The organism is Catenibacterium sp. co_0103, from assembly GCF_004168205.1.
In the GTDB taxonomy this organism is placed as follows: domain Bacteria; phylum Bacillota_I; class Bacilli_A; order Erysipelotrichales; family Coprobacillaceae; genus Catenibacterium; species Catenibacterium mitsuoka_A.
In genome coordinates, this window is record NZ_RCYB01000062.1 from 1 (window position 1) to 11,811 (window position 11,811).

Annotated in this window: 10 protein-coding genes and 1 pseudogene; 10 read left to right on the plus strand and 1 reads right to left on the minus strand. The window is 34.3% G+C overall.

The window, feature by feature from the left end:
- Nucleotides 1-110 precede the first annotated feature (110 nt).
- The 10 genes from EAI80_RS09540 to rlmD all read left to right on the plus strand — a co-directional run bounded on the left by EAI80_RS09540 (nucleotide 111) and on the right by rlmD (nucleotide 11,493).
- On the plus strand, nucleotides 111-2,243 hold the full coding sequence (locus EAI80_RS09540; RefSeq protein ID WP_129981830.1) for an ATP-dependent helicase: 2,133 nt from the start codon (nucleotides 111-113) through the stop codon (nucleotides 2,241-2,243).
- 62 nt (nucleotides 2,244-2,305) lie between these two features.
- A complete protein-coding gene (ligA, locus tag EAI80_RS09545) occupies nucleotides 2,306-4,294 on the plus strand; it encodes an NAD-dependent DNA ligase LigA (RefSeq protein ID WP_129981835.1) in 1,989 nt (662 codons plus the stop codon).
- A gap of 209 nt (nucleotides 4,295-4,503) precedes the next feature.
- Nucleotides 4,504-4,704 carry a transposase gene (locus tag EAI80_RS14045; protein ID WP_202981952.1) on the plus strand — a complete coding sequence of 67 codons (201 nt, stop codon included), beginning with the start codon at nucleotides 4,504-4,506 and terminating at the stop codon, nucleotides 4,702-4,704.
- Between the two features lie 32 nt (nucleotides 4,705-4,736).
- Nucleotides 4,737-4,907: a zinc ribbon domain-containing protein gene (locus EAI80_RS13875; RefSeq protein ID WP_238634556.1), complete on the plus strand. Its 171-nt coding sequence runs from the start codon at nucleotides 4,737-4,739 to the stop codon at nucleotides 4,905-4,907.
- A gap of 196 nt (nucleotides 4,908-5,103) precedes the next feature.
- Entirely contained in the window at nucleotides 5,104-6,213 is a 1,110-nt protein-coding gene (locus tag EAI80_RS09555) for a CamS family sex pheromone protein (protein ID WP_129981831.1), read from the plus strand.
- A gap of 10 nt (nucleotides 6,214-6,223) precedes the next feature.
- Nucleotides 6,224-6,514 carry an Asp-tRNA(Asn)/Glu-tRNA(Gln) amidotransferase subunit GatC gene (gene gatC, locus EAI80_RS09560; protein ID WP_006506605.1) on the plus strand — a complete coding sequence of 97 codons (291 nt, stop codon included), beginning with the start codon at nucleotides 6,224-6,226 and terminating at the stop codon, nucleotides 6,512-6,514.
- On the plus strand, nucleotides 6,514-7,956 hold the full coding sequence (gene gatA, locus EAI80_RS09565) for an Asp-tRNA(Asn)/Glu-tRNA(Gln) amidotransferase subunit GatA (RefSeq protein ID WP_129981832.1): 1,443 nt from the start codon (nucleotides 6,514-6,516) through the stop codon (nucleotides 7,954-7,956). The genes gatC and gatA overlap by 1 nt, the downstream gene beginning before the upstream one ends.
- 2 nt (nucleotides 7,957-7,958) lie before the next feature.
- Nucleotides 7,959-9,392, plus strand: coding sequence for an Asp-tRNA(Asn)/Glu-tRNA(Gln) amidotransferase subunit GatB (gatB, locus tag EAI80_RS09570; RefSeq protein ID WP_022424718.1), 1,434 nt, complete (start codon nucleotides 7,959-7,961; stop codon nucleotides 9,390-9,392).
- 54 nt (nucleotides 9,393-9,446) lie between these two features.
- Complete coding sequence (locus EAI80_RS09575; RefSeq protein WP_129981833.1) at nucleotides 9,447-10,103, plus strand: hypothetical protein; 657 nt, start codon at nucleotides 9,447-9,449, stop codon at nucleotides 10,101-10,103.
- A 43-nt stretch (nucleotides 10,104-10,146) separates the two neighbouring features.
- Nucleotides 10,147-11,493 carry a 23S rRNA (uracil(1939)-C(5))-methyltransferase RlmD gene (gene rlmD, locus EAI80_RS09580; protein WP_129981834.1) on the plus strand — a complete coding sequence of 449 codons (1,347 nt, stop codon included), beginning with the start codon at nucleotides 10,147-10,149 and terminating at the stop codon, nucleotides 11,491-11,493.
- Between the two features lie 137 nt (nucleotides 11,494-11,630).
- Here the strand turns inward: rlmD and EAI80_RS13450 are convergent.
- A pseudogene (locus EAI80_RS13450) lies at nucleotides 11,631-11,811 on the minus strand (hypothetical protein); the annotation flags it as partial.

Sequence of the window (11,811 nt, forward strand, 5' to 3'; positions counted from 1 at the left end):
CCCGTACGTACGGTGCAACGGGAGGCACAGAAATAATAATTAATCTCAGTATTGATATTATTTCCTGTCTACCCTATTATATTAGAGGATGCGAATGGAGGATTACAAATATGGAACTTAGTCAATTATTAAACCCTAAACAATTAGAAGCAGCCACTTATCTAGATGGACACCTAAGAATCATTGCGGGTGCTGGTTCAGGTAAGACACGTGTTGTCACATATCGTATAGCATATTTAATTGAAGAAGTAGGAGTCAATCCTCATAACATTCTCGCTATCACATTTACTAATAAAGCAGCCAATGAAATGAAAACAAGAGTAGAAAACATTCTAGGTACATCTTTAGGTACAACAATCTGTACGATCCACTCTTTATGTGTCAGAGTACTTAGACAACACTCTACTGCCATTGGCTATCCTCATAACTTCATTATTATGGATGAAGAAGATCAGAAATCACTTATTAAAAAGTTATATAAAGAAAAAGAAATAGATCAAAAATCAATCAGTATCAAATCTATGATTAACTATATCTCTTCATATAAGGTTAACTTTGTTTCTCCTGCCAAAGCCCTGCAGCTCGCTGGTAATATGCCAGGAGAAAAACATAAAGCAGAAATATATGCTATGTATGAAAAATATAAAGAAGATCATAATATGATGGACTTTGATGACCTTTTAGTCAATACATTAAAGATCTTCCAGGATAATCCTGATATTGTATCAAGATGGTCTAGACGTTATCAATTTGTCCATGTAGATGAATTCCAGGATGTTGGTTCTATTGAATACAACCTTATTCATTACTTTGCCCAGGATTCTATTGTCTGTGTTGTAGGAGACCCAGACCAGACAATCTATTCATTTAGAGGCAGTGATGTGAACTATATCATGAACTTTGATAAAGACTATCAAAACGTTAAAACTGTTATACTAGATCAGAATTATCGATCTACAAAAACAATCCTTGATATCTCTAATAATCTTATTAAGAAAAACAAGAACAGATTAGAAAAAGATTTATTCTCTGAATTAGAAGAAGGAGATAAAGTTATTCATTATGCAGCAGTAAGTGAAGAGGCAGAATCAAAATATATCTGTGATACAATCCAGAAGATCACACAATCCGGTGTATCTGAATCCCATATTGCGGTGCTCTATCGTGCGAATTATTTATCTCGTTCTATTGAACAGGAAATGATTCGCAGACAAATTCCTTATAAGATCTTTGGTGGATTAAAATTCTTTAATCGTAAAGAAGTCAAAGATGCTTTAAGTTATATTAGATTAGTCGTTATGGGTGATGATTTATCTTTTGAAAGAGTCGTCAATACACCATCTCGAGGAATTGGTGCGAAGACTTTAGAAAAGATCACCCTTACAGCCTCAAGACATGGAATCTCTAATTATGAAGCAGTCTGCTTCTTCTTAGATGAAACAGGTGTAGGTGGTAAAGCTAAAAAAGGACTCAAAGAACTTGTAGAAGTGATCGAGAAAGCAAGAGTTTCTGATAAGAGCTTAGCTGATATTTATGAAGATTTATTAAAGGATACAGGTTATTTGAAACTGATGAAGGATGGGCAGGAAGATAACCGTATTGAAAACTTAATGGAGTTAAAGAATTCTATTGATACTTATGTCAATACTCATCCAGAAACACCTGATTTTGAATCATATTTACAGGATATTGCTCTCTATACATCTCAGGATGAAGAAAAGACAGGTGACTATGTCTCACTTATGAGTATTCATATGGCCAAAGGACTAGAGTTTGACTATGTCTTTGTATCAGGTCTTTCTGAAGGCATTTTCCCTTCTGAAAGAACAATGAGTGAAGGAGGAGATGAGGGATTAGAGGAAGAAAGAAGACTTGCCTACGTTGCCTTTACACGTGCTAAAAAGCGTCTTTATTTGACTGATAGTCAAGGCTTTAGCTTTGTATCCCAATCTCCTAAGGTCACATCTCGATTTGTAGATGAAATAGGTCGAAATCATGTTGAACATGTTGGAAGACCTTCAAAGTTTAAGACACGTAATTATGTTCATGAATCTTATACAGATTTAATTGGAGATAATGGTGTAAGTGACTGGAAGGTGGGAGATTTAGTCAACCATGATATATTTGGTAAGGGTGTTGTTGTCAAAGTCAATGGACCACTTGTCGATATAGCTTTTGAAGTTCCTCATGGAATCAAGACCTTAATGGGAAATCATCATGCTTTAAAGCGCTTATCAAACTGATTTTTAAGTTTTATTATGAAGAGAATTTTGTTATAATACGTAAAAGAAAAGGAATGAGTAAGATGTCATTTGAAAGACTTAATGAATTAAAAGCCTTATTAAATAAATATAACTATGAATATTATGTACAGGATACTCCTACTGTCACTGACCAGGAATATGACCGTTTAATGGAAGAGCTCATCCGAATTGAACAGGCCAATCCTGCTTGGATTACAACAGATTCTCCAAGCCAGAGAGTAGGAGGAGAGGTCTTAGAAGGTTTCAAGAAGGTAACACATCAGCGTATGATGATGTCTCTTGGAGATATCTTTAATGAAGATGAAGTCTATACCTTCAATGATCGAGTTACAGATGTGATTCCTAATCCTGAATATATATGTGAACTGAAACTTGATGGTTTATCTGTCTCACTTGTATATCAGGATGGTGTATTACAATATGGTGCAACAAGAGGAAATGGAACGATTGGTGAAGATATCACCCATAACGTTAAGACTATTCGTTCTATCCCTTTACATATTGATTTTAATGGACCACTAGAAGTACGTGGTGAAATCATCATGCCTAAAAAGGCATTAGAAAGATTAAATGAAGAGCGTACTGAAGCAGGTCTTCCTCTCTTTGCGAATTGTCGTAATGCAGCAGCAGGTAGTATTAGACAATTAGATAGTCGTATAGCGGCAAAAAGAGGACTGGATGCCTTCTTGTATCATGTACCAGAAGCATCACAACTTAATGCAACAACACATTATGAATGCTTAGAAAAGATTAAAAATCTTGGATTTAAGACAAATCCTTATACACGTAAATGCAAGAACATTAAAGAAGTATGGAACTATATTGAAGAAGTCGCAAAACTTAGACCAACACTTCCATATGATATTGATGGTGTTGTTATTAAGGTTAATGATCTTAATTCACAAAGAAGACTTGGTTATACAGCTAAAGTACCTAAATGGGCGATTGCCTATAAGTTCCCAGCAGAAGAGGTTATTACAAAACTTAAAGATATTGTCTTTACAATAGGGCGTACAGGACAAATTACACCTAATGCAGTGCTAGAACCAGTACGTGTGGCAGGTTCACTCGTACAGCGTGCGACACTTCATAATGAAGACAATTGTATCCGTAAGGATATTCGTATTGGTGATGATGTTATTGTAAGAAAAGCAGGGGATGTTATTCCAGAAGTTGTTTCTTCTATTAAAGAAAGACGTACAGGTCATGAAATACCTTTTAAGATGATTACAGTATGTCCTAAATGTGGTTCACCACTTGTAAGAAAACCTAATGAAGCAGCTTATTATTGTATGAATGAAGAATGTGATTCAAAGAAGATTGAAAAACTGATTCATTTTGCCAGCCGTGAAGCAATGAATATTGATGGACTCGGTGATAAGATCATCGAACAATTCTATAACTTAGGCTTTGTGACATGTATTGAAGATATATATCATGTGGATGTACATGAAAAAGAAATCATGGATATTGAAGGCTTTGGGAAGAAATCTATGGATAAGCTACTAGAGGCAATCGAGAATAGTAAAGCGAATTCTTTAGAAAAACTCCTATTTGGGCTTGGTATTAAGGGCATAGGAGCTAAGATGGCTGATACACTTGCATATCATTTTGGTTCTATGGATGCTTTACTTAATGCGAATTATGTACAATTAACAAGCATCAAGGATGTAGGGGATACAATCGCGTCTTCTCTTGCAGCATTTAAGCGTAATGAACGTAATCTAGAAATGATTGCTCATTTGAAAGAGTTAGGTTTAAATATGGATTATTTAAAGGTACGTGATACAGGCGATAATCCATTTAGAGATAAGACAGTCGTAATTACTGGGACACTTACACTTATGACTAGAAAGCAGATTAAAGACTATTTAACAAGCCAGGGTGCGAATGTCACAGGAAGTGTATCAAAGAAAACAGATTTAGTGATTGTTGGGGAAAATCCAGGATCTAAATATACAAAAGCAGTTGATCTTGGTATTTCAATCATGAACGAATCAGCATTTAAGGAGAAGATTATAAGTAACTGAATATATTGACTCTTGTGTTTGAATGTGTTTATATGCTCATAGGGAGTGTTAAAATGAACACATCAAATATCTCAAATTATAAACCAAAAGATTTTGCTTTATTAAAGAAACTTAAAAAACAACTTATTTGAGAACAGAGAAGTCTTTCTCGAAAGTATGAAAATCTAAAGAAAGGAGAGTTCGCTCAAAAAAGAAATATACAAAAATAAATGCTTAAGATACAGAAGTTTCATCGTAGAATTGACAATATTCGTACTGATTACATCAATAAGATAATCGCAGAGATAGTAAAAACCAAGCTATCTTATATAACGATTGAAGATCTAAACGTATCAGGAATGATGAAGAACAGGCATCTTTCAAAGGCAGTTGCTTCGCAGAAATTTTTGAATTTAAATCAAAACTTCTAGCTAAATGCAAAGAGAATGGAATTGAACTTCGAATTGTAGATAGATGGCACCCATCATCTAAAACATGTCATTGTTGTAAGAATATTAAAAAAGATTTAAAGCTTTCAGATAGACTTTTCAGATGTGACTGTGGCTATATCGAAGACAGAGATTTCAATGCTGCACTTAATCTGGGAGATGCTACCACTTACGAAGTTGCATAAATAAACGCAAACGTAGGTATGTACCGAAGGCTATTTCGGGAATTTACGACTATGGAGTGTACTAGAACTTGTGAGTAGATATGATTTCGGTCAATCAAAAGCATACACGATGACATAGTAAGTAATGTTCGTGAGAACTTACATTATCTCGATGTGAGTATATTTAATCACATTTTGAGTGGCAGGCTAGCGGACTATGAATAAATTATTAAAAGCTCTTGTTAGTATCATGCTTATTTTTGCGACAGGATGCTCCAGCAAAACTGTAAAAACATCAAATAGTACAAAAGAATCTTCTGCAAAGACATTTGATGGTAATTACTACAACATGATCAACAATGGTCGTTCTAAGAATAGTGAGAAGTTCTATTTAAACTTCAGTAATACAAAGGATTTAGTTACTATTGGTTCAGGATTGCAGATTCTTTCAACAAAGCATTTCTCAACAAATGATTATTATTTATCAGAAGGATTACAATTAACACCAACTGATTACAATAATCTATTAAAAAGAGACTCTGCAGGAACTAAAGAAGAAGATAAGAAATATCCTGATACATTACAGATAGAAAGTGGTAAGACATATGAAGGCTTACAAAGCCCTGTACTTGTGTCTAATATCACTGAACAGGATTATTATAAGAAGAGTGGTTCTAGTTATGCCTTGAAAGGTATAAGTGTTGCTATTATTCTTGATCCTAAGGAACAGATTGATGGAAAGCTTTCTTCTCCTACAATTACTTTAAGTGATGAAAAGTTAAGAAGCTATGCCCAGCAGTGTGTTAAGAAAGCATACAAATATATCCGTTCAAAGAAGAGAAAACTTGCAGATGTTTCAGTTATGATTGGTATTTATCGTGCGAATAATAATGAAATATCTGAAACAAATGGTAATTATATTTATGAATCTTTCTGTGAAGGTGGCAGTGTCGGTACTTTAAAGAATGTGAATCATGAAAATGTATACTTTACAAGTACTCGTGCAACTAAGTTAGACCCAGCCACTGCATCAGAATTTGCAACTATCAAGTCTAACTTGAAGAAAGCTTCTACTGAAGCTGCCGGTTTAGTTGGGCAGGCCAACTATATCGATGATACGATCCAGACAATGAAAATCACAGCACACTTGAATATCAAGACATATACAGAATTACTATATCTGACTTCAGTGATTGCTGATAACATTAATAGTAAATTCACACAGGACTTTAATATTAAGGTTCTTGTGTATTCACAGGATGAATTGATGGCTGTGATTATTAAACAAAAAGGTGAAGATGCAAAGACATCTATATTAGAACAGTAGGAGGTCAATTATGGACGATACAGATTTAATGTTGAAAAAACTAGGAAGAAAAACCATGTTCAACATCACTGACGAAGAAATGCCAGCATTAAGAGAACAGTATGAAGTATTCATGAGCCATGTACAGGCACTTGATGAAATTGATACTGAAGGTGTAGAACCTCTCGCATTCCCTTATGTGGTTGAAACAACATTCTTAAGAGAGGACGAACCTAATCATGTAATCAGTACAGAAGATGCATTAAAGAACTGCAAGACTGTACAGCGTAATCAGATCAGAGTTCCAAAGGTGGTAGGATAATGGTGACACATACTATTGAAGAATTACATGAACTTTTCAAAAGTGGAGAGTTAGATGTAAAAGAATATTATAAAGAATTATTTGAAGAAGCAAAGAAACAGCAGGAAAGACTGAATGCCTTTGTAACTATTACTGAAGATGAAGCATACAAGGCTATTGAAGCTCCTATGACTGATGATCTTTTATCACATATTCCATATGTTTTAAAAGATAACTACAACACTAAGGGTATTAAGACAACTGCATCTAGTAAGATGTTAGCTGATTATGTACCAGTATTTAATGCCCATGTTGTTGATTTATTAAATAAGCATGGTGTTGGTTTAGTAGGTAAGGCTTCTATGGATGAACTTGCTATGGGTGGTACTAATAAATCAGCTTTAACTGGTCCAGTACACAACCCTTGGGATACAAGACGTATTTCTGGTGGTTCATCAGGAGGATCTGCAGCACTTGTTGCAAGTGGTCTTATCCCATTTGCACTTGGTAGTGATACAGGTGACTCAATTAGAAAACCAGCAGGTTTTTGTGGAATTGTAGGTTTTAAACCAACTTGGGGTAGAATCTCTCGTTATGGTGTTATTCCTTATGCATCTTCTTTAGACCATGTTGGAGCATTTACTAGAAATGTACGTGATATGGCGATTGTCACTGAAGCATTAGCTGGTAGAGATAATCGTGATATGACTTCATCAAATAGAGAAGTACCACATTACTTAGATAACTTAACGACTGATATTTCTAACTTAAAGATTGGTGTATTAACGACTGTATCTAATGAAGTAAGAAATGAAGAAGTAAAGAAAACTTTTGAAAATGTTGTTGAAACATTAAAGTCTCTTGGTGCAACAGTAGAAGATGTTGAAATGGATAAGAAACTCATGAAGACATTACTTCCTACATATACTATTATTGCCAACTCAGAAGCAACAAGTAACCATTCATGCTTAGATGGTGTTAAGTATGGTGATAGACAACAAGGTGATACACCTGATGATGTGATGATCAATTCTCGTACAGATGGATTTGGTAATCATATTAAGAGAAGATTCATTCTTGGTAACTTAGCTCTTGCAACTGAAAATCAGGAAAAGATGTTCAGAAAAGCACAGAGAGTTAGAAGACTTGTAGTAGATGAATTAAATAAGATTTATGAAAACTACGATATCATCATTGCGCCTAATGGCGGAGGTGTTGCACCTTTAATTGATGAAGCAGCTGAAGATTATTTAAGTGATGAATATATTATTCTTGAAAACTGGTTATGTCTTGCCAACTTTGCAGGTACACCATCTATCTCTATCCCTTCTGGATTTGTAGATAATATGCCAGTCGCTGTCAATATTTCAGGACGTATTTTTGAAGAACAGACTGTCTTGAACTGCGCCTACGCATTAGAAGAAGCATTAGGATTCAAGAACCAGTATAAGAGGGAGGACTAAAGATGGATTACGAAAGAGTCATCGGGCTAGAAGTACATTGCGAATTAAAGACTAATTCAAAGATGTTCTCTGCTTCACCAGTTACATTTGGTGAAGATCCAAATACAATGATCAATGAAGTAGACATGGGTATGACAGGTACATTACCATGTTTAAATAAAAGAGGTGTAGAATTTGCGATTCGTGTATGTCATGCATTACATATGGAAATCGATGAATTACTATGCTTTGACCGTAAGAACTACTATTATTCTGACCTTCCAAAAGGTTTCCAGATTACTCAGGATAAAAGACCTATCGGACGTAATGGTTATTTAATGATTGAAGTAGATGGAGAAGAAAAGCGTATCGATATCGAAAGATTACATATGGAAGAAGATACAGCTAAACAGCTTCATTTAACTGATTATTCATTAATTGATTACAACCGTGCTGGTATCCCACTAATTGAAATTGTCACTAAGCCTTGTATCCGTTCAGGTAAAGAAGCAAGTGCTTATCTTGAAGCATTAAGACAGGTATTCTTATATACAGAAGTATCTGATGCAAAGCTAGAAGAAGGTTCTATGCGTTGTGACGTTAACGTATCTATCCGTCCATTTGGTCAGGAAGCATTTGGTACACGTACAGAAATCAAGAACTTAAACTCTATCAGCAACGTTCAGAAAGCTATTGATTATGAAGCAGGACGTCAGCAGGAAGTCATTGAATCTGGAGGAGAAGTTCTTCAGGAAACAAGAAGATATGATGAAGTAGAAAAAGTGACTACAGTGATGCGTTCTAAAGGGGATGCCGTAGACTATAAGTACTATACTGAACCAAATATCTTACCTATTAGATTAGATCATGCATGGGTAGAACAGATCAAAGACGAATTACCTATGATGGCTGGAGAAAGAGAAAAACATTATGAAGAAGAGTATGGTATTCCTAAGGTAGATGCGAAGATTCTTGTTTCTACTAAGTCTATGTCTGATTACTTCAATGAAGTAATCAAATATACTAAGAACTATAAGAATGCTTCTAACTGGTTATTAGGTGATGTTTTAGCTTTCTTAAATAAGAACAACCAGTCTTATGATGATATTGAATTAAATCCAGAATATTTAGCTAAATTAATCAATTTCATTGAAGATGGTACTATTTCTTCTAAACAGGCTAAAAAGGTCTTCGAACCAATGATGACAGAAAATAAAGATCCTGAAAAGATTATTGAAGAAAAGGGTATGAAACAGATTTCTGACCCTAACGCTTTAAAAACTATGGCGAATGAAGTATTAGATGCCAACCCACAGTCTATTGAAGACTATGCGAATGGTAAAGATCGTGCGGTAGGATTCTTAGTAGGACAGGTTATGAAGAAGTCTAGAGGACAGGCTAACCCAGGTATGGTTAACAAGTTACTTGTTGAACTTCTTAAAGAAAGAATTAAATAACTATACTTTACTTTATATCTTTGGTAAAATAAAAGGGTAAAGTAGGTGATTAATGTGTCCAAAGAAAGATTTCATTTTGATGATGAAGAAGATGTAGTTATCCAGACACCTAAGAAGAAGGCTGAAAAGAAGCCAACTCCTAAAGAAATGGGTATGAAACCTTCTAATAATTCAAAAAAGAGAATTAAAACAAGATATATTGTGCTTGGAATCGTTGCAGTACTTGTACTTGCACTTGGAATCTATTTATATAGTGCTTTAAAGGATGAAGGAGCTATATATGGTGATCGTTGTGAAGGACTTGTAACAGTTCAAAAGAGTGTCTTAGATGATACAGTCAACGAAGCTAAATCTAAACATAGTTCTATTGCATCTATGAATATTGAAACAGCATGTAAGCAGTTCAAGGTGGATATTGAATTTACTAATGGTACATCAGTAAAGACTGCTGAACAAATTTCAAAAGATGTTGTAAAAATCCTTGATTCTAAAGGTGGTCAATCTGCTTATGAAGGATCTGACTATACAGAATTACTTAATAAGCATAATGGTGTAAAACAGTATGAAGTAAACCTTTATTTAACTGGTGGTAACGATACTGATTTCCCAATGTATGGTACAAAACAGGCAGGTAAGGATGATATCGCCTTTACTCTTGCATCTGTAAAGGATCAAGAAACAACAAATAAAGCGAAAGCAACAGAGCAATAAAAAAGCGATTTTTAATCGCTTTTTTTAAGTGAGGAGGATATGTATGAATAAGAGAGATCAATTTATAGATGAGTGCATCGATTATACACATGATGGTTTAGGTGTAGTAAAGCATGATAATACAACTATTTTTGTGAAGAATCTATTACTTCATGAAACAGCTAAAATAGAGATTATTAAGGTGCTTAAGAGTTATTGTGTAGGTAGAGTAGTAGAACTACAGACTCCATCTATTGAACGTATAGAGCCAAAATGTGACTGTTTTAAACAATGTGGTGGTTGTTCATTAATGCATATGTCAGATCAAGAACAACAGTCTTTTAAGACTAATAGAGTGAAAGAAACATTCTTAAAGATTGCCCATCAGGACTTGAGAGTCAATGATTGTTTAATGGATCAAGACCCTTATCATTATCGTAATAAGGTGCAGGTACCTTTTGGAATGCAGGATGGACATATTGTCTCTGGATTCTATAAAGCACGTACAAACGATATCATTAATAACGATTACTGTCTTATTCAGAATGAATTCTCTAATAAGGTCATTAAACGTATTAAAGAATTATTTGAAAAATATCATATTCAGCCTTATGATAAACTCACTAAAACAGGTAATATCAAGCATGTATTAACTAAGACAAGCTATCATAAGAATGAAGCAATGGTTGTATTTATCTCATATAAGAAGAAAATCCCACATATCCATGAAATTATTGATACTTTAACTCATGAATATCCAGAAATACGTACAATTATTCAAAATATTAATTCCCGTCATGATAATGTGATTCTAGGAGAAGAAGAAAAGGTACTATATGGAGAAGGGTATATTGAAGATACACTTCTAGGAAATACTTATAAGATTTCTATGAAGTCTTTCTATCAGATTAATCCAAGACAGGTAGAAGTACTTTATTCTAAGGCCATTGAATATGCGAAATTTAAACCAACTGATGTAGTCATTGATGCATATTGTGGTATTGGTACTATTTCTTTGACTCTTGCGAAACATGTTAAGAAAGTCTACGGTGTAGAAGTCGTTCCACAGGCGATTGTAGATGCAAAAGAGAATGCTGAAAGAAATCATATTACAAATGCGGAATTTGTATGCGATGATGCAGGTCATTTCATGACTGAATTTGTAGAAAGACATGAAAAGGTGGATTGTGTTATGGTGGATCCACCTAGAAAAGGATGTTCTACTGAATTCCTAGAAAGATTGACTACACTCTCTCCTGAACGTATTGTCTATATTTCATGTAATGTAGCGACTCAGGCAAGAGATTTAACTTACTTGGTAGAGAAGGGTTATAAGCCTCTAGATGTACAACCAGTAGATATGTTCCCACATACTCCCCACATTGAAAATATCTTGTTGTTGAGTAAATAATATGTTCCCATTTAATGATGATCCTCGTACTGCTTGCATAGTATGCAAGTGTGAAACAAAAATCAATCAAAACGTATAAAAAAAGACAAACTTAAAAATAAGTTTGAATAATTTAGAATAAATAGAATAATTGAATATTATGGTTTAGTTAATTTAGAAACGTCAAAACCTGATTTCTTAAGAAACTCTATCGCTGATTCTTCTGTTAAAACTTGTTGCTTTATAGGTGGCTTAGGATTTTTAAATGATTCATAATCTGAAGGATTAAATGTCTCTCCAGTAAGAATCATATGGTATATACTGACAAGCATCATTCTT